15 protein-coding genes are annotated in these 19,360 nt (G+C 71.5%); 1 reads left to right on the top strand and 14 read right to left on the bottom strand.

Features of this window, described 5'->3' with window-relative positions; genetic code table 11:
• A complete protein-coding gene (locus tag JIG36_RS41070) occupies window positions 1-1,557 on the top strand; it encodes a glycoside hydrolase 5 family protein (protein WP_307873119.1) in 1,557 nt (518 codons plus the stop codon).
• Here JIG36_RS41070 and JIG36_RS41065 read toward each other — a convergent pair.
• The 14 genes from JIG36_RS41065 to JIG36_RS41000 form a co-directional block, all read right to left on the bottom strand.
• A complete protein-coding gene (locus JIG36_RS41065; protein WP_307873118.1) occupies window positions 1,491-2,759 on the bottom strand; it encodes a glycosyltransferase in 1,269 nt (422 codons plus the stop codon). The genes JIG36_RS41070 and JIG36_RS41065 overlap by 67 nt on opposite strands.
• Window positions 2,731-3,963, bottom strand: a complete 1,233-nt coding sequence (locus JIG36_RS41060; protein WP_203382016.1) for a glycosyltransferase family 4 protein — start codon at window positions 3,961-3,963, stop codon at window positions 2,731-2,733. The genes JIG36_RS41065 and JIG36_RS41060 overlap by 29 nt, the downstream gene beginning before the upstream one ends.
• Window positions 3,960-5,219, bottom strand: a complete 1,260-nt coding sequence (locus JIG36_RS41055; RefSeq protein ID WP_307873117.1) for a lipopolysaccharide biosynthesis protein — start codon at window positions 5,217-5,219, stop codon at window positions 3,960-3,962. Before JIG36_RS41055 ends, JIG36_RS41060 begins: the two co-directional genes overlap by 4 nt.
• Window positions 5,213-6,016: a hypothetical protein gene (locus JIG36_RS41050; RefSeq protein ID WP_203382014.1), complete on the bottom strand. Its 804-nt coding sequence runs from the start codon at window positions 6,014-6,016 to the stop codon at window positions 5,213-5,215. Before JIG36_RS41050 ends, JIG36_RS41055 begins: the two co-directional genes overlap by 7 nt.
• Window positions 6,013-7,947, bottom strand: a complete 1,935-nt coding sequence (locus tag JIG36_RS41045; RefSeq protein ID WP_203382012.1) for a hypothetical protein — start codon at window positions 7,945-7,947, stop codon at window positions 6,013-6,015. Before JIG36_RS41045 ends, JIG36_RS41050 begins: the two co-directional genes overlap by 4 nt.
• Window positions 7,944-9,068, bottom strand: a complete 1,125-nt coding sequence (locus JIG36_RS41040; RefSeq protein ID WP_307873116.1) for a glycosyltransferase family 4 protein — start codon at window positions 9,066-9,068, stop codon at window positions 7,944-7,946. The genes JIG36_RS41045 and JIG36_RS41040 overlap by 4 nt, the downstream gene beginning before the upstream one ends.
• A complete protein-coding gene (locus JIG36_RS41035) occupies window positions 9,065-9,817 on the bottom strand; it encodes a glycosyltransferase family 2 protein (RefSeq protein ID WP_307873115.1) in 753 nt (250 codons plus the stop codon). Before JIG36_RS41035 ends, JIG36_RS41040 begins: the two co-directional genes overlap by 4 nt.
• Window positions 9,818-9,958: 141 nt before the next feature.
• Complete coding sequence (locus tag JIG36_RS41030) at window positions 9,959-10,735, bottom strand: L-type lectin-domain containing protein (RefSeq protein ID WP_203382185.1); 777 nt, start codon at window positions 10,733-10,735, stop codon at window positions 9,959-9,961.
• 87 nt (window positions 10,736-10,822) lie between these two features.
• On the bottom strand, window positions 10,823-11,938 hold the full coding sequence (locus JIG36_RS41025) for an aromatic ring-hydroxylating oxygenase subunit alpha (protein WP_203382006.1): 1,116 nt from the start codon (window positions 11,936-11,938) through the stop codon (window positions 10,823-10,825).
• The gene (gene solA, locus JIG36_RS41020; protein ID WP_203382004.1) at window positions 11,935-13,071 is read right to left on the bottom strand and encodes an N-methyl-L-tryptophan oxidase; all 1,137 of its coding nucleotides are present in this window, start codon (window positions 13,069-13,071) and stop codon (window positions 11,935-11,937) included. The genes JIG36_RS41025 and solA overlap by 4 nt, the downstream gene beginning before the upstream one ends.
• 17 nt (window positions 13,072-13,088) lie before the next feature.
• On the bottom strand, window positions 13,089-15,449 hold the full coding sequence (locus tag JIG36_RS41015; RefSeq protein WP_203382002.1) for a GcvT family protein: 2,361 nt from the start codon (window positions 15,447-15,449) through the stop codon (window positions 13,089-13,091).
• Window positions 15,446-16,396 (bottom strand): ABC transporter substrate-binding protein, encoded by a 951-nt coding sequence (locus JIG36_RS41010; protein ID WP_203381999.1) that lies wholly within the window; start codon window positions 16,394-16,396, stop codon window positions 15,446-15,448. The genes JIG36_RS41015 and JIG36_RS41010 overlap by 4 nt, the downstream gene beginning before the upstream one ends.
• Window positions 16,393-18,324, bottom strand: coding sequence for an ABC transporter permease (locus tag JIG36_RS41005; protein WP_203381997.1), 1,932 nt, complete (start codon window positions 18,322-18,324; stop codon window positions 16,393-16,395). The genes JIG36_RS41010 and JIG36_RS41005 overlap by 4 nt, the downstream gene beginning before the upstream one ends.
• Window positions 18,321-19,355, bottom strand: a complete 1,035-nt coding sequence (locus JIG36_RS41000; protein ID WP_203381995.1) for a quaternary amine ABC transporter ATP-binding protein — start codon at window positions 19,353-19,355, stop codon at window positions 18,321-18,323. The genes JIG36_RS41005 and JIG36_RS41000 overlap by 4 nt, the downstream gene beginning before the upstream one ends.
• Window positions 19,356-19,360: the final 5 nt, after the last annotated feature.

Raw genomic sequence — 19,360 nt, 5'->3', positions numbered from 1 at the left:
GTGTTCTCGCCTCGCCGCTGCGCCGCCGTCCTGGCCTCCTCGCTGCTCCTGGGCCTCGCCCTTCCGCACGCCCCGGCCACCGCCGCCCCGGCCAAGGCCGCGAAGTCGGTCATGCGGACCAGCGCTCCCGCCGTCAAGGCGACCACGCCGAAGACGACGGTGAAGGCCGCCGAGACCGCCCCGGCCGTCCCGACGCTGGCCTCCCGCCTGGCCCTGGTGAAGAACGCCAAGACGCTGAACTACTACCCGTCGGCGGCGGGCTGGTCGAAGATGTGGACCGAGTGGAACCCGGCCAAGATCGACGCCGACCTGGCCAAGGCCGACGCGCTCGGCGCCGACAACGTGCGGGTCATCATCTTCCCGAGCACGTTCGGCTGGCCCAAGCCGTGGAACGGCTACCAGGACCGGCTGGCCCAGTTCGTCGACATCGCCGCCGCCCGGGGCATGACCGTCAAGTTCACGCTCTTCGACTGGTGGGACGCCTACGGCGACGTGGACGAGAGCGTGGCCTGGACCAAGACCGTGCTCACGCGTTACAAGGACGACAAGCGCGTGCTGTCCTTCGAGCTGCAGAACGAGATCGACCCCGGCAACACCGCCGCGATGACCTGGGCCAAGAAGATGATCCCGGCGCTGCGGTCGGCGTTCCCGACGATGCCGCTGACGGTCTCGACCGACGGTGTCTCCGGCGCCAAGGGCCTGGCCAAGGTCAAGAGCACCCTCGGCTCGACCTCGGTCGACTTCTACGAGTTCCACCTGTACGGCAACTCGGAGCGCGCGCTCACCCTGATCAAGGGCGCGCAGGCCGCGGTCGCGCCGACCCCGATCACCATCGGCGAGACCGGCCTGAACACCCTGCAGAACACCGAGGGTGAGCAGGCCGCGTTCCTGGCCCGCGTCTTCGAGGCGGCCGAGGCCGCCGGCGTGCAGTCGGTGGCGCCGTGGACGCTCAACGACTTCGCCACGGGCGCCATCCCGTCCTCGGCCGTCTCGCGCATCCCGGCCCAGTACAGCTACGGCCTCTACCGCCTCGACGGCACCGCCAAGCCGGCCGCCGCCGTGGTCAAGGCCGGGTGGACCAACACGACCATGCCGGCCAGTGTCATGGACCCGAGCTTCGAGGCCGGCAACAACCTGACCCCGTGGCGGGCCTACATGCCCGAGCTGGGTCTGGCCGTCAAGACGCAGAGCATGGCCCGCACCGGCAAGTGGTCGGTCAGCATGACCAACACCGGCAAGACCTCGGCCGGCTCGCCGTCCTACCGGGTCGCCCCGATCGCGCCCGTCAAGTCCGCGCAGAAGTGGCACGGCGAGGTGTGGGCCCGCGGCAACGCGGCCACGGGCACCACCCAGATCGCCCTGAGCTGGTTCGACGCCAACGACAAGTGGCTCGGCGGCGTGTCGTCGAACTGGCTGCCGGTCGGCACCACCGGCTGGACCAAGCTGTCGGTCGACGGGGTCGCCCCGGCCGGCTCGGCCAGCATGCAGGTTCACCTCAAGTCGGGTGAGAACACCGGCACCGTCTGGTTCGACGACGCGGTGATCACCGCCTCCTGAGGCGAGGAAGAGACGGCCGACGAAGAAGTAACGGCCGACGAAGAAGTGACGGCCACGCCCATCCGGGCGAACAAGCGAGTGAAGGCGGCCACCGACTTCTCCCACGAGGAGGGGTCGGTGTGCCGCCTTCCGGCCTTCTCGGTCGCGGACAGCACGGCATCGGCCAGCGCCGACGGCGACCCGGCGGCCACGAAGGTGGTCCCGGTGTATTCGGACGCCGCCTCGACCAGCCCGCCCACCGCCGTGACGACGACCGGCAGCCCGTGGCTCATCGCGATGTGCAGCGGCCCGCTGGCCGAGCTGCGCCGGTAGGGCAGCACCACCACGTCGGCGTCGGCGAAGAACCCGTCCACCTCGGAGTCGGCGACGTAGCGGTTGACGAACGTGATCCGCGCGGCGGCCGGCGATTCCGCGATCATGTCGGCCGGCATGGTCCAGCCCTCCCAGGTCTCCCCCACCACCGTCAGCGTGTAGTGCGACGGCAGCTTGCCGAAGGCCTCGACCAGATCCTCCAGGCCCTTGTACGGCCGGATGGTGCCGAAGAACAGCAGGCGGACCCGCCCGTCGGCCACGCGCAGCGGCAGCTCGGTCGTGCGGTGGTCGAACGGCCCGTGCAGCGCGATCTCGTCCGGCACCCCGGCCAGGTCGTACGTGGTGCGCACCGACACCCGGTCGAACGCGGAGTGCACGATCACCCCGTCGGTGCGGCGCAGCAGCGGCTTGATCAGCTTGCGGGTGTACCAGGCGGCCAGCAGGTGCTGGGCTTCGCCGGTGTCCTGCACCTCGTGGAACTCGACCACGACCCGGATGCCGAGACGGCGCGCGGCCAGGCACAGCACCAGATACGAGTGCAGCACGGTGCCGGTCCACCACTGCAGCACCAGCACTTCGGGCCGGAACGAGCGCAGCCACCGCACCGCGTTGACCAGGCTGGGGACGCCCCACCAGTCGACGCCGTCGAAAACGTGCACCTCCCGGTCGTACGCAAGCTGGTTGAGCCGTTGACCCACCCGGCCCCGCCCCGGATAGAGGCGGGTCGGCAGCAGCTGCCGCATGAGGATCGCGCCCACCTCGTAGCGCTCGGCCAGCGCGTTGCTGAGCCGGCAGGTGTAATAGCTGATGCCGGAGAGGAAGCGCCAGCCGGAGCCGACGACCACCACCCTCGTCCGGCCGTCAGCGGGCAGCGGTGGCGATGCAGGCACGGTAGACCTCCTCGATCTGCGGGACGACGCGGGCGGCGGTGTAGTCGAGCCCGCGGCGGTGGCCGGCCGTGCGCAGCCGCGCGGTCAGGCCGGGGTCGTCGAGCAGCCGCCGGATCGCGGCCACGAGTGCGTCCGCGTCGCCGACCGGCACCTGCAGGCCGGTCTCGCCGTCGCGGATCATGTCGGCCAGGCCGCCGGCCGCGGTGGCGATCAGTGGCGTGCCGGCCAGCAGGGCCTCGACCGCGACCTGGCCCATCGGTTCCATGACCGAGGGCACCAGGCCCGCCGCCGCGTGGTGCCAGGCCGCCATCACCTCGGGGTGCGGCACGTTGTGACGCACCACCACGCCCTCCGGGATCGGCGGCGTGTCGGCCCGCGGCGTGCCCAGGCACACCAGCGCCGGAGCGTCGCCGTCGGAAACCAGGCGGCGGTACGCGTCGAAGAGCACGTCGATGCCCTTGTGCGGTCCGAGCGCCCCGACGAAGAGCAGGTAGGGCCGGTCGGGCAGCCAGTCCGGGCGGGGTGTGTTGCGGGCCAGTTCGTCCAGCCCGTCCGGCACCAGCGAGGTGATCACCTGCACCGGCACGTCGCCGTGGATCCGGCCCCGGCTCACGCCCTCGGCCACGGCCGGCGAGATGGCGGTGAGCGCGTCGATCCCCCGGTGCCGCTGGGCCCGCAGGGCGGTGGCCAGCATCGTCGACTTGGGCCGCCCGTACTGCGGGGAGGCACAGGGCACACATTGGCCGAGCCGCGGCCCGCCGCACGTACGGCCGTCGCGGGCGAAGGTCTTCTTGACGCAGGTGAAGCCGAAGTCGTGGGCCGTGTGCACGTGCGGCCGGCCGCCCCGGCCGAAGCGCAGCGGCAGGTAGCTGTACATCATCCAGTCGTGGCTGTGCACCACGTCGTAGTCGCCGTCGCGCAGCTCGCGCCGGATCGCGGCCGTGGTCAGCGGGTCGGCCGTGGTCGGGTGGAAGGGCTTGCCGGCGTCCTGGTTCATGCCCGGCAGCAGGGTGTTGGCCACGCTGCGCACGCGTCTGACCCGTACGCCCCGGATCTGCTCGTCGTGGCCGGCCAGCGGCGTCGCCAGCGTGAGCACGGTGACCTCGTGCCCGCGCCGCACCAGTTCCTCGCTGCTGGTGGCGATGCTGCGTTCGAGCCCGCCGATCACGGGTGCGTACAGGTTGGACAGGTGCAGGATCTTCATCCGGCGCAGGCCTTCTTCCGTCGTCTCGTCAGGAAATGGAGAGCTACGACGACCGCGCCCGTGCCCTGGCCCAGCAGCCAGGCCAGGCCGGCCGCCTCGATGCCGGTGCCGGGCAGCCAGAGCCAGGTCAGGGTCAGGCAGACGGTGGCCATCAGCAGGTTGAGGCGCAGGCAGCGGCGGAACTCGCGGAGCGAGCGCCAGTGCGCGACGGCCAGGTTCGTGATCGCGTCGGGCAGCGCGGCCAGCACCAGGATCTTGAGCAGCAGCGCGCCCTGGGCGGCGTAGCCCGCGCTGAACAGGCCGAGGATCGACTCGCCGGCGAAGAACAGCAGCAGCGCGGGCAGCCCGGTCACGGTCAGCACGACCGCGGAGGCGCGGGGCAGGCCGGCGGCGGCCGAGTTGGTGCGTTCCGCATAGAGCGCCGAGGCGACCGCGGGCGAGACCATGAACAGCACCGACGCGGTCATCCAGGCCACATAGAAGTGGCCGTTGGCCTCGGGCCCGAGCCGGGCGGTGACCAGCACCGGCAGCAGCGCGGTGGGGCCGGCCTGGGCCAGGTTGATCAGGTGGTGGCCGCTCATGGCGCCCCGCACGTGCGGCAGCTCGCCGCCGAGCCCGGCGCCACCGAGCCGGGCGCCCGGCTGCAGGCGGCCCAGCATCGAGGCCAGCGTGTAGGCCGTGACGGCCAGCGACGGCACGGTCCAGGCGATCAGCACGACCCCCGCGCCCCCATAGCCGGCCCAGGTCAGCAGGGCCAGCAGCGCGAGCTTGCCGCCGGCCAGGGCCAGGTTGCGGGTGAACATGCCGTGGCTGGCCCGGTGCGCGACGAAGACGTTGTCGAGCAGCGTGGTCGCGGTGAGCGCGACCGAGGCCGTGACCAGCGCGACGACCCCGGAGGTGCTGCGCAGGAACGCGAAGTTGCCGCCCAGCGCGGGCAGCACGGCACAGGCCGCGAAGGACACGACGGCCGTGGCGCCACATCCGAGCAGCAGCCCGGCGCTGACGATCCGGGACCATTCCCGGGGGCCGGTGCCCGGCAGCCGCTGGATGAACATGTGCCCGAGTCCGAGGTTGGACACCATGCTGACCACGGTCGAGATGGAGATCAGGGCGGTGGCCGTGCCGATCGACGGCTGGGCCAGCTGCCGCGCCGCCAGCAGCCAGTAGAGGTAGCCGAGCCCGGCCGTGCCGACCGTGCTCGCCATGATCAGGACGCTGTTGCGGGCCAGCGAGTCCCGCCGGACGGTGCTCAGCACCCGGTCTGCCCCGGCCCGGTTGAGACCCGGCCGGTTGAGACACGGGCGACCGGTCCCCGGCCGTAGAAGACGGTGCTGGTGGCGCCCAGGCTGATCTCGATGCGGTGCAGGCAGTGGTCCGGGGGCGCCGGCACGAACACCTCGACCGAGCGGGTGGCGTCGGCCGCGACGGCCATCGGGCGGCCCGAGACGAGCCGCGGGCCCACCCGGACGCGCAGGGGTTCGGTCGCGCCGGGCCGGCCGGCGCTGCTCACCCGCAGGGGCACGTGCACTCCGCGGGCCCCGATGGCGACCGGCTGATTGATGTCGGCGGCCCATCCGGCCAGGGCCAGGCTGGTGTAGCCGGGCTGCGGCGGGTGCGGCAACCGCCCGTACGCGGAAAGGGCGAGGAACCCGACGACCAGCGTGAGCAGGCCGGGGATCGCCACCGCGCCGATCATGCGCGGAAGGCGCGGATCGGCCGGGGAGCCGCTGCGTCGCTCGCGCAGCAGCACCACCGCGCCGAGCACACCGACCAGCACGGCGAGCCCGATCGCGATCGAGCGGGCCCGGATGAGGATCCCCAGGGCGTGCAGCGTGATCGCCACGAACGGGAGGCTGACCAGCCCGGACGCCGCGGCCAGGCCGATCCGGGTGACCGGGGGCATCACCTCGCCGCTGAGCGCCCGCAGCCACAGCTCACCGATGCCGGCCAGCGCGGCCAGGCAGACCGCCACGAAGACCCAGGGCAGACCGTTGGAGAATACGAGCAGGGTCAGCGCGGCCAGCACGGCGGCGATCAGGCGCGGGGTCGTCATCGCACCGGCCGCCCGAGCGAGGCGAAGTCGAACCGGTAGATCGCGATGTTGCCGCTGTCGTAGATCTTGATGGTCCACGGTGTCCCGTCGAACTTGGTGAGCTGGCCGAGCGTGAAGGCGGGCTTCCCGTCGTGCGGCACGGGCTCGTTGGTCTCGAAGTAGATCTGGATCTCCGGCACCTCCCGGGCCATCCGCCGGTCGACGATCAGATAGCCGAAGTTCCACGAGCTGAGCTGCTGGATCAGCAGTGGCGGGATCTCCCGGTCGGGCTGGGCCAGATAGAGGTCGTAGGTGCGGAACGACTGCGAGCCGGTGACCGGCCGCTGCCCGCCGTACGAGCCGAAGATCAACCCGGAGTAGCGGTCGGCGACGATCCGCAGGTCGCGGCCCTGGGTGGCGCGCAGCCAGTCCGACGCGGCGGACACCTCGGGGATGGCCGAGCGGGTGTCCGAGCCGAACACCGGCGGGCCGGGGAAGCGGTAGGACGGGTTCATGCCGGCCGCGGTATTGCCGACCAGCGCCACCGCGCAGACGCCGAGCAGCGCGCCCGCGGTGGCGATCCGGACCGGCCGGCGGGTCGCGTGGTCGAGCAGGGCCACCACCACCGGCGCCACGACCAGCGCGATCCCGAGATAGCTGAACGCCCACGAGCGACGCGCACCCTCGGCGCCGGACGGGGTGAGGATCAGCAGCGCGGCCGGGAAATAGAGCGAGCCGAGCACGAACATGGCGAGGGCGCCCGTACGGGAAACCGCGTCGCCCTCACGCCGGTAGCGCAGCCGCCACAGGGCCGCGGCCATGGCGATCCCGGCCAGGCCCTGCGCGCCGAACGCGGCGTACCGCTCCCACCAGGGCGCGACCGACTCGCGGAACAGGGTGCGCTTGCCCGAGCCGCTGCTGCCGGCCATCCCGGCGAACTGGTCGAGCGCCTTGGCCAGATAGGGGTCGAGGTAGCCGGCAGTGCGGGGCGCGACCACGGCCAGGTAGGTCACCACGAGCACGGCCGCCGCGACCGTCAGCACCCAGGCGGTCCAGGTGACCGCGCGCGGATGGCTGCGGCGCAGGGCCCGGGCGGTGGCCACCGCGCAGAGGATCAGCATCACGCCGAGCAGGCCGAGCGCGGTCAGGTGGTGGGTGGCGATGGTCGCGGCCGACAGCATCAGCGTGACCGCGGACCAGCCGTAGCGGGCGCGTCCGGCCGGTCCGCGCATCGCCCGGTGCAGCGCGACCAGCGTCCACACCAGCAGCGGGATGGCCAGCGACTCGTAGCCGAACTGGGTGTCGAAGAACAGGAACGAGCTGTTCAGGCCATAGAGGACGGCGGCCACGGCGGCGGTCCGGGGCTCCGGCCAGATCTCCTCGGCCAGCACGAACACGCCCAGCACGACCAGCAGGTGGGCGGTGATCAGCACGATCAGCGCCCCGTGCCAGATCGAGACGCCGGTCAGGGCCGAGATCGAGGCGACCGTCGAGTGCAGGCCGGGGAAGTCGCCGACCACCTTGACGATCGGGTTCTGCTCGAAGAGCCGGCCGTCGACCAGGATCTCGTGCGCCTGCCGCCAGTGCGCGAACTCGTCGTGATAGAGCGGGCCGTCCGGCGTGCGCAGCAGTTTGGGCAGATAGGTGAAGCCCGCGTACGCGGTGAGGACCGCGATCCGCAGGCGGGCGCCCGTGCCCCGGCGCACCAGCCAGACCACCGCGGGCAGGGTGAAGACGAGCAGGCCGAGCCAGAAGAACCCGAACTGGTCGCCGGTGTCCCACTCGGCGGCCCGGTTGGCCGCCACGAGCAGGGCGGCTCCGGCCGCGCCGGTCACGACCAGGGTGGCGGCGCAGGCCAGGGCCGGCCGCCGGGACGCCGTCGCGGGCGGTTCGGGCGTGCTCGCGACGGCGAGGCCGGGACGGTCGTCGGCGACGGTCCGGGTCAGGGTCATCGGTCGCCGGCTCCGGCGCCGGCCTTGGCCTGCTGGATCACGTGGACCGGCGGCGCCACGCTCGAATAGACCTCCCGGGTCGCCAGCACGACGTCGCTCCAGGTGGGCAGCGTGTTGCGGCCGTGCTCGGCCCGGGCGGTGCCGGCCGCGACCCGCAGCGCCTCGGCCAGCGCCACCTCGTCGTCCGGGTTGACCAGCCACAGCGGGGCGCCGGGGGCGGCCATCGCGGCCAGTTCCCGGTGCGCGGGGATGAAGGAGGCGACGGTCGGGATGCCGGCGGTGAGCGCGTCGGCCACCGCCATGCCGAACGCCTCGTGGGCCGAGGCCGAGACCACGGCCGCGGCCGACGCCATCCGGGCGTGGAAGGCGCCGTCGGGCAGCCGGCCGTGGAAGACGACCCGGTCCTCGCCGAGGCCGAGGCGGGCGGCCAGCTGTTCCCACTCCTCGGCGGCCGGACCGGCGCCGACCACGTCGAGCCGGTGGTCGGCCGGAAGCTGCGTCATCGCCCGGATCACCCGGTCGACCCGCTTGTAGCGTTCGAGCCGGCCGACGCAGAGGATGCTGCGCCCGGGCTCGGGGCCGGCCACCAGGTCGGGCGCCGGGTCGGTGCCGTTGGGCACCACCACCATGCGGCCCCGGGCCTCGGGGAAGTGGCTGATCAGCAGCTCCCGCTCGGCCCGGGTGACACAGATGATCCGGCCCGCGCGGGCCACGATCCGGCGGCCCAGCGGCCGGTAGATCGGGTGCAGGGCCGCGCGCAGCCGGCTGTGCCCGGTGCCGTGGTAGTGCGGCGTGAAGACCAGCGGGGTCCGGTTGGTGAGCGCGGCCGGCAGCGCGGCCAGGGCGTGGTAGCTGTGCGCGTGCAGCACGTCGTAGTGGCCCGCGTGGCGCCGCAGCCAGCGCCACAGCCCCAGCGAGAAGCGGTAGTTGGCCGCCGAGACGGTGAGCGGGAACCGGCGGACCAGCACCCCGTCGATCGACTCGACCGAGGCGTGCGCGTGCTGGGTGAGCACCTCGACCTCGTCCCCGGTCGCGACCAGCGCGGCGCACAGCCGGCGGACGTGGGTCTCCACGCCACCGATGTCCGGGTGGTAGGCGCTGGTGACGACCCCGATCCTCACCGTGTGCGCTCCGCTTCGCGGTGGGCCGACGCCCGGCGGCGGGGCCATTCGCGGGCGATGGTGCGCAGCACCCGCATGCCGTCGGTGAACGCGTTGAGGTTGCTCTCGCCGTGGATGCGCTGCTGCTCGTAGCTCGGCACCTCGACGATGCGCAGCCGGGCCCGGGCCGCGCGCAGGTTGAGCAGGGTCTCGATCTCGAAGCCGTCGCCCCACAGCCGCCCCTCGGCCTCGGTGGTGCTGTCGAGGTCGAAGACGTCGAGGTGGCGGGCCCAGAAGGCGTTGTAGCCGTAGCAGAGGTCGCTGTAGCGGGTGCGGAAGAGGACGTTGACCATCAGACTCAGGCCGTGGTTGCCCAGCCGGCGCAGCCACGTGATGTCGGCGCTGCCGCCCGAGCCCGAGAAGCGGGAGCCCTTGGCGAAGTCGGCGCCGGCCCGCAGCGCCGCGATGAAGCTCGGGATCTCCTTGGGGTCGGTCGACCCGTCGGCGTCGATCATGACGATGATGTCGCCCGTGGCGGCGGCGAACCCGCAGGCCAGGGCGTTGCCTTTGCCCCGGCGGTTCTGCTGGACGACGCGGATGCCGGGCATCAGGCGTTTGGCGACGTCCACCGTGTCGTCGGTGGAGCCACCGTCGACCAGGATCACCTCGTCGACCGCGGGCAGCGCGGCCATCACGTGCGGGAGGTTCCGGGCCTCGTTGAGCGCCGGAATGATCACGCTGACCAGAGGCTCGCTCGCGGTGGACAGCACCGGGGGCGGAAGCTCGGTTCCCGCTCCAGCCTGAGGGCGAGCGTAGGGGACCGTCGACATACTTCTCTCCAAGACTCGGTGGGGACAACAAGTGCCGCCGGTGCCGGCGGCGAACCCCGGCGGCACCGGCGATTTACCTGGTCAGGCTTCCGACCCCTGGAGGTTCCAGGAGTAGATGTCCTGCTTCGACAGGCCCGTGCCGGTGGAGCCGGTGAAACCCACCCACGCGGCGTCGCTCCCGACGTGCCGGGCCAGGTCGATCTCCTGCTCCAGAACCAGCCGCTCCTGCGAGCCGGCGTTGAGGGCCTTCACATAGACGCTGAGCAACCCGGCCTCGGCGTCGTAGGCGACCCGGGCGTTGAACGGCCGCCCGTACAGCGCGATGGGCGACTCGGACACGGTGTCCTGGTAGTCCGGGTTGCCGCCGAGCACCACCGCGAGGTGGTTGCGGCTCGAGTCGTACGAGTTCTGGTAGATGTCGAACTCGACGGCCAGGCTCGGCTTGATGCCGCGGTACCCGAGACCGCCACCCCAGCCGCCGAGCGCCCGCGGGCCCTCGGTCTGCACGACGAACGCGATGCCGTCGGCGCCCGGCCGGAAGTGGTGCAGGTAGACCTTGAACGTCGTCTCGAACGACTCCGAGACGTCGAGCCTGGTGGTCGACCAGGCCGAACCGGACTGCCGGTAGCCGCCCGGGGTGAGCCGCAGGATCTTCTGCCGCGTCTTGTCGCCGGACGACAGGATCAGGTCGGCCGCGCCGTTACGGTCGAGGCTCTTGGCGGCGCCCTTGAACGTCGGATAGTCGATCAGCGGATCGCCGTCGGCCGCGAACGCGGGCGCGCCCGCGGTGGCTATCGAGAGGGTCAGGGCGGCGATGAGCCCGCCGCGGGCCAGTCTCGAGGAACGTGAAGAAGACACGTTTCTGCGCTCCATTTCGGATAATTTGCCCCACTAGGACGTGGCCTAAGGTAGGACAGCGCGCAGACCCGCGTGACCGAGTCGATACTATTTGCCCCGGATCGGATGCAGTCGGTCCGTTACCCACTGATGGAACGCGCCGATGTGGTGCTCACTCGGGACGAGCACACCCCCTCGCGCGTACGCCCGGGAGCTCATCGACGGCTGGCAGCGCTCGCAGGCTTCGAAGTCCTGCCGGTTGACCCGGTCGAACAGCTCGACCGAGCGGCTCAGGTCGGCCCCCGAGGCGAGAACATCGGGCCGGAACAGCCAGTCGCACTCGACGATCGTGCGGTCGGCCGCCAGCGGGTACATCCGGTGGAAGATCACGTGGTCGGGCACCAGGTTGACGAAGACCTGCGGCTTGATCGTGATCGCGTAGTACCGGCGGTCCTGCTCGGCGGCGATGGTGCCGATCGTGGTCACGCCGGGGCTGCCGTCGACGGTGAACCCCTCGACGTCGCGGCCGAACTCGGCGCCGTGCCCGACGTAGTACTGCGCGGCGTATCCCCCGGCGAACTCCGGCAGCACGTGCACGAGTTCAGGGTGGATCGTCGAGCAGTGGTAGCACTCCATGAAGTTCTCGATGATGAGCTTCCAGTTGGCCCGCACGTCGTAGCGGATGCGCCGGCCCACCTCGAGTTCGGGCAGGCGGTAGCGCTCGATCGACTCCAGGTCACCGAGGCGCTCCGTGCAGGCGCCCATCACGTCGTCTTCGAACGAGGGCGGCTGGTCGGCCAGGCATACCCAGACATAGCCGAGCCATTCGCGCACGTGCACGGCGGTCAGGCCGTACTCGACCCGGTCGATGTCCGGCATCTTGACCAGGTTCGGCGCCGCCACCAGCTTGCCGTCCAGCCCGTACGCCCAGGCGTGGTACATGCATTTGAAGGTGCGCTTCACCGAGCCGGACTCCTCGGCGCACAGCTGGGCCCCGCGATGCCGGCAGACGTTGAGGAACGCCCGGGCCCGCCCGTCGGCGGCGCGGGTGACCAGCAGGCTCTCCCGGCCGACCTGGACCGTGCGGAACGCGCCCGGCGTCGCCACGTCGGAGCCCCGGGCGACGCAGAACCACATGCGCTCGAAGATCAGTTCCTGCTCGCGCGCGAAGATCGACGGGTCGGTGTACCAGGAGCCGGCCAGGGTGGGGATCAACGAGCTCACGAGAACCGCCGGGGGTCGAAGAGGCTGATCGGGTGCACGGTCGAGCCGCAGGTCGCGAGGTCGGCCAGGATCTCGCCCACCACGGTCACGAATTTGAAGCCGTGCCCGGAGAAACCGCAGGCCACGGTGACCGCCTCGTGCGCCGGGTGGCGGGCGATGACGAAGTGCTCGTCGGGCGTGGTGCTGTACATGCAGGGCTCGCCCCGCAGGAACTGCCCGGGCAGGGTGGGCAGCCGCTGTCCGCAGTAGTCGACCATCTCGGCGATCTCACCCTCGTGCACCTCGGTGTCGAGCGTGTCCGGGGTGGTCGGCGTGCCCCGGCGGAAGAACGCGATCTTGGCGCCGCCCTCGGGTCCGTCGATCGCCGGGAAGCCGTAGATCTGGCCGCCCTCGGTGTCCTCCCAGATATAGATCGGGTGCCGGTCGGGGAGGTAGGGCTCGACCCCGCCCCGCGGCTGGTACCAGTGCTGAACCTGCCGCTCGATGCGGAACTCAACGCCCAGGTCGGCCAGCAGCTCGGGCGCCCACGGGCCGGGCGCGAGCACCAGCTGGCCGGCCGTGTAGCTGCCCTGAGCCGTGGTCACCCGCACGCCCTCACCCTCGGGCGTCCAGCCGGTCATCGGCTCGTGGAAGCGCAGGTCGGCGCCGAACTTGCCGGCGAGCTCGAGGTTGGCGGCGACGGTGGCCTCGGGCCGTACGAAACCCGCCTTGGCCTCGAAGAGCGCGATCTCGTCGTCCTGCGGCGCCAGCGTCGGGAAACGGCGCCGGATGTCGGCCGCGTCCAGGATCTCGTGCTCCAGGCCCCACTGCTCGGCACTGGCCCGGCTGCCTGCGACCGTACGGCTCTCCGGCCGCCCGATCATGACGCCACCGGTCAGTGTGATCACGTCGCGTCCGGAGTCGACGGCCAGCTGGTCGAACAGGTCGTAGGCGCGCAGCAGCAGCGGCACGTACTCGGGGCCCTCGAAGTAGGACTGCCGGGTGACCCGGGAACCGCCGTGGCTGGCTCCCCGGTCGTGGGCCGGACCGTATTTCTCCAGGCCCAGCACGCGTACGCCGCGGGCCGCGAGCTGGAACGCGGCGGCACTGCCCATGCCGCCGAGACCGACAACGATGACGTCGTACGCCGACAAGGTGCCTCCAGGTGGGTTCAGGCGCGCAGCCGTTCGTGCTTCGGATCGACCAGGGGTTCGGCGGCGACGGTGGCGCCCAGCCTCCGGTCGAAGTAGCCGATCGACACCCGGGTGCCGGGCACCGCCAGGGCGGCCGGGAGCCAGGCGTACGCGATCGGCGCGCCCACGGTGTGCCCGAAGGCCGCGCTCGTCACGAAACCGACCGGCTGCTCCCCGGCGTACACCGGCTCGCGTCCCATCGGCACCGCGCCGGCGTCCTCCAGCAGCAGGCACGTGAGCAGTCTCGTCGGCGCCCCCTCGGGCAGCGCGGCCTGGCCGAGGAAGTCACCCGCGTCGCGGCGCACGGCGAAACCGAGCCCGGCCTCGTACGGGTTGTCCTCGCCGGTCATGTCGGCCCCCCACAGCCGGTAGCCCTTCTCGAGGCGCAGGCTGGTGAAGGCGGCCCGGCCCGCCGCGATCAGGCCGAGGTCGCGCCCGGCCGCCCACAGCGTGTCCCACAGCCGCAGCCCGTGGTCGGCCCGCGCATAGATCTCCCAGCCCAGCTCACCCACGTAGGACAGCCGCAGCATGGTGACCGGAACCGTGCCCAGGAACCCCTCGCGGGCCTGGAAGTAGCGGAACGCGCCGGCCGACACGTCGATGTCGGTGAGCGGGGCGACCAGGTCCCGGGCCCGCGGACCCCAGACGCCGAGCCCGCAGGTGCCTCCGGTGACGTCCCGAACCCGTACGCCCGCGGGAGCGTGCCGCCGCAGCCAGTGCAGATCGATCGGGCCGTTGACGCCGACCTGGAACCGCTCAGGCCCGAGCCGGGCCACGGTGATGTCGCTGCGGATGCCGCCGTAGGTGTCGAGCAGCAGCGTGTACGTCACCGAGCCGACCGGCTTGTCGACGTTGTTGCTGGTCATCGACTGGAGGAAGGCGACCGGGCCGGTGATTTCCAGCCGCATGAGCGAGGTCATGTCATAGAGGGCGACGTTCTCGCGGGTCGCCTTCGCCTCGGTCGCGGCGATCGGCGACCAGTGCCGGCCGGACCACGCGTCCCGTTCGCCGGGATCGGGCGGCATCGGGTTGGACGCGTACCAGAGCGGCCGCTCCCACCCCGCCGCCTCGCCGAACACCGCGCCCAGCTCGGCGTGCCGGGCGTGGAAGGCGGTGGTCCGGACATTGCGTACGGACGGAGGGTCGAGCGGATGGACGATGTCGTAGACCTCGACGAAGCTGCGGATCGCCCGCTCGCGGGTGTAGGCCGGGGCGAGCTGGGCCGGGTCGAAGCGGTTGAGGTCGCACTCGTGCAGGTCGACGCTCGGACGGCCGGTGACCATCCACTCGGCGACCTCGCGGGCGGCGCCGGCCGAGTGGGTCACCCAGATCGCCTCGGCGGCCCAGAACCCGGGCAAGGTCGTTGATTCGCCGAGCAGCGGGAAGCCGTCCGCGGTGAACGAGAACACGCCGTTGAAGCCGTCCGTGCGTTCGGCGGTTCTTATCGACGGCATCAGGTCGGCGGCCGCGTCCCACGACTCGGTGAACGTGCCGGGGGTGAACGGCAGCATCGACGGGTGCGGGCCGTCGGCCAGTTCGTCCAGGCTGACCGGCATCGGCTCGTGCCGATAAGAGCCAATTCCCAGGCGTTCCCCGTACGCGCGGAAGTAAAGATCCTGGTCCTGATGGCGCACGATCGGCATCGTCGCCGTGGCGCCCACCGCCGTGGTGCGGACGAACTGGTGGGCCATCGGCAGCAGCGGAATCACGGTGTTCGCCATCGCGCCGATCTTCGGACCCCAGAAGCCGGCGCAGCTGACGACGATGTCGGCCGGGTAGGAGGCGTCCATCGTCCAGACGCCCGCGACCCTTCCCTCGGCTTCAATGATCTTGATGACTTCCGCATGCCCGATGAACCGAGCGCCCCTTTGTCGCGCCCTCTCGGCCTGCACCTCGCACGCCTTGACGGCCAGGGCCAGCCCGTCGGTCGGCACGTGCAACCCGCCCAGGATCCGGTCCTTGTCGAGCAGCGGCACCATCTCGGCGCACGCGACCGGGTCGATCACGGCCGAGCCGATCCCCCACGACTGGCCGAAGCCGAAGCGCCGGTGCAGCTCGGCCAGGCGCTCGGGCGTGGTCGCCACCTCGAGGCTGCCGACCGGCTCGAAACAGCCGAGCCCGGTCAGCTTCTCGACGGTGTACCTCGCCAGGCGTGACATGGTCCGCGACGGGTTCGTCTGGAAGACCAGTCCCGGCGCGTGCGAGCTGGACCCGCCCGTCACGAACAGCGGGCCCTGCTCGAGCACGGTGACGTCGGTCCAGCCGCGCGCGGTGAGCTCATCGGCGAGGGCGCAGCCGACCACGCCGGCGCCGATGACCACCACTTTCGGGGTCGTCACGCCGGGATCCACGGCTTCCAGGTGGCCTCGTGCTCGTTCACCCACTTCTCGGCCGCCTGATCGGCCGACATGCCCTGGTTGGTGAGGTAGTCCGAGACGAGGTTCTGGTCGTCGTTGGTCCACGTGAAGTTCTTGATGAACTGGTACGCGGCGCCGCCGGTGTCGGCGAACTTCTTACTGGCGATCTTGTCGAGCACGTAGTCGGGATAGTCGCAGGCGACCTTCTTGAGGTCGGCGTCGCAGCCCTCGCTGTAGGCGGGCAGCTTCACCCGCACGTACTTCTCCTGGGCGAACAGCCACTGCGGCTCGTAGAAGTAGAAGAGCAGCGGCTTCTTCTGGGCCGTGGCCTGCTGGGCGGCCTTGATGATGGCGGCCTCGCTGCCCGAATAGACCACGGTGTAGTTCAGCTTGAGATTGGTGACCAGCGCCTCGTCGTTGGTGACGAAGGACGGGTCACCGGCCAGGAACTGCCCCTTGCCCTTGCTCTCCGAGGTCTTGAACAGGTTCGCGTACTTGTTGAGGCTCTTGTAGTCGGTGATGTCGGGGTACTGCTGGGTCATCCACTCCGGCACGTACCAGCCGATCACGCCCTGATTGCCGGTCGGCCCGACCTCGACCGCGACCTTCTTGTCCTCGATGTAGGTCTTCTTGAGATCCGGGTGCCCCCAGTTCTCGACGATCGCGTCGACCTCGCCGGTCTCGAAGCCCTGCCAGGCGATCTCCTCCTTGAGCTCCTTCTTCTCGACCGTGTAGCCCATCTTCTTCTCGAGCAGATAGGCGATCACGGCCGCGTTCGCCTCGTAGCCGACCCACGGGTTGATCGCGAGGTTGACCGTTCCCTTGGCGCCGGAGCTGGGCTCGTCCTCGCCGGCGCCCGAGGTGGCGCCGCCACAGGCGGTCAGGCTGACTATCAGGGCGGCCGCGGCGGCCGCGCGCATGCTTCTCATCTTCGAGGTCCCTTCGAGTCGTGGAAACCCTGGGTCAGGCGATCGAGCAGGATGCCGAGCAGGACGATGGCGAGGCCGGCGGCGAGACCCTCGCCGAACAGCTCGCGCTGCGAGAACCCGGCGACGACGTCGTATCCGAGGGCGCCCGCGCCGACCAGACCGCCGACCACCACCATGGCCAGGACCATGACGATCCCCTGGTTGGCGGCGAGCAGCAGGCCGCCGCGGGCCATCGGTAGCTGCACCTTCCAGAGCAGCTGACGCGGCGTCGAACCGGCCGAGGTGGCCGCCTCGACCACCGTCGCGGGCACGTCGCGCAGGCCGCGCTCGACCAGCCGGACGACGGGCGGGACGGCGAAGATGACGGCGGCCACGATCGCGGTGAAGCGGCTGGCGCCGAAGAGGGCGACCGCGGGCAGCAGATAGACGAACGAGGGCATGGTCTGGGCGGCGTCGAGCACCGGGCGGATCGCGGTGGCGAGGCGGTCGTGCCGGGCGCAGAAGGCACCGGTGGCGACGCCGATCACCATCGTCAGCGCGATCGCGACCAGCACCGTGGCCAGGGTCTGCATCGAGTGCTGCCAGAGGCCGAGGCCCGCGATGCCGGCCGCGGCCAGGGCGGCCAGGCCGGCCGCCCGCCAGCCGCTGACCAGCGTGCCGAAGGCGGCGACGACCAGCACGAACAGCCACCAGGGGGTGGTCACGAGCACGGTTTCGAGGGGGTCGAGAATGCCGGCGCTGATGCCGTTCTTGAGGCCCTCGGTGACGTCGTACCAGTGCAGTTCGATCCAGCCGACGAGGTCGTTGACCGGTTCGGCGAATGTGTAACCGGGCAACCTGTCCGGATTGATCGTGATGAGGGCGGCGGCGATGACCGCGACGATCGCGCCGCCGGCCACGATCGCCCGCCTCCGCCGGTTCTGGTGGACCCGGGTCCGGCGGGCGGCGTTGGTGGTGATCCGGTCGAGCACCACGGCCAGGATCACGATCGCCACCCCGGCGTCGAAGGCGGCCCCGACATTCACCCGCTGCAGGGCGTTCACGATGTTCTGCCCCAGGCCGGGCGCGTCGATCAGCGCCGTGATGACCACCATGGACAGCGCCAGCATGATCGTCTGGTTGACGGCCAGGACGATCGTGGTGCGGGCCATCGGCAGCCGCACCTTGCTCAGCAACTGCCAGCGGGTCGAGCCGAGCGCGGTCGCCGCCTCCACCGCCGTCGGCGGCACCTCGCTGATGCCGAGCGCGGTGATCCGGATCGTGGCCGGCACCGCGTAGATCATCGTGGCGATCACCGCGGCCGGCTCGCCGATCAGGAACAGCAGCGTCATCGGGGCCAGATAGGCGAACGTCGGCATGATCTGCATGACGTCGAGCACCGGCCGCAGCGTCGCGCCGACCCACCGCACCCGGGCCGCGAGCACGCCCAGCGGCACCCCGATGAGCACGCTGAGCAGCACGGCCGAGACGGTCAGGACCAGGGTGTCGACGCTCTGCTCCCACAGCCCGAGCACCCCGAACGCCAGGAACCCGCCGAACGCCAGCAGACCCGTGCGCCAGCCCGCGAACACCAGACCGATCGCCGAGACCGCCGCCACCAGCCCGGCGAACCCGAGCCCGAGCAGCACGGCCTGCACGGCGTCGACCAGCAGGCGTACGCCCAGGCGCACGTAATTCACGCCGTACAGGAAGAACGGGCTGGTGTCCCGGTTGGCGTCGACCCAGTCCCGCACGCTGTCGAAGAACCGGAACGCCGCCGCGTCGTCGCTGTCGGCCGCGCCGTCGGTGCGGAAGATCAGATAGGCCACCACCGTCGCGACGATCAAGACCGCGGCCACCGTACGGGTCCAGAAGCCGCGCCGCCGCGTCGCGTCGACCAGCGCCGCGGCCGTCACCCGCAGAACCGCCGGCGGCGAGGTGGCCGTCATGCCGGCACCTGGCGGTGATGGCTCACCAGCGCGGCGAGCATCCGGTCGGCGTCGATCACACCGAGCCGCCGGTCACCGTCGACGACCGGGATCGGCCGCTCGGCCCGCATCACCCGGTGCACGGCGTCCCGGATCACCGTGCGGTGGCTCAGCGGCTCGTCCTCGCAGAGCTCGTCCGGCCCGGGATCGCGCATGATCCAGCGCAGCGTCAGCACGTCCGACCGCGGCACGTCGCGCACGAAGTCGGCCACATAGGAGTCGGCCGGGGCGCCGACCAGATCCTCGGGCGTGCCCACCTGCACCAGCTCGCCGTCGCGCAGCACCGCGATCCGGTCGCCCAGGGTCAGCGCCTCGGCCAGGTCGTGCGTGATGAAGACCAGCGTCTTGCCCACCTCGGCGTGCAGCCGGCGCACCTCGGCCTGCATGTCGCGCCGGATCAGCGGGTCGAGGGCGCTGAACGGCTCGTCGAAGAGCAGCACCTCGGGGTCGGCGGCGAGCGCGCGGGCCAAGCCGACGCGCTGCTGCATGCCGCCGGAGAGCTGGTCGGGATACTGGTGCTCGTGCCCGTCCAGGCCGACCAGGGCCAGCACCTCGCCCGCCTTGCGGTGCCGCTCGGCGCGGGGCACCCCCTGGATCTCCAGCCCGTAGGCGACGTTGTCGAGCACCTGGCGGTGCGGCAGCAGTCCGAAGTGCTGGAAGACCATCGCCACCTGCCGCCGCCGCAGGTCGCGCAGCCGCTTCGGGCCCATCGCGCGCACCGGCTCGCCCCCGATGCTGATCTCGCCGCTGGTCGGTTCGATCAGCCGGGTCAGACACCGGACCAGGGTCGACTTGCCGCTGCCGGACAGTCCCATCACGACGAAGACCTCACCCGGCTCGACGTCGAAGCTGACGTCCCGTACGGCGGCCAGGCAGCCCGTGCGGGCGCGCAGCTCGGCCCGGGGCAGGTCGGCCAGGGGCGTTCCGACGATCCGCCCGGCCCGGGGACCGAACACCTTCCACAGATCCGTTACCGCGATCATCGGTGCCATCCCCG

This window comes from Paractinoplanes ovalisporus (genome assembly GCF_016834655.1).
GTDB lineage: Bacteria > Actinomycetota > Actinomycetes > Mycobacteriales > Micromonosporaceae > Actinoplanes > Actinoplanes ovalisporus.
The sequence above is the reverse complement of the archived record's forward strand: the minus strand, read 5'-3'. Positions and strand labels throughout refer to the sequence as shown.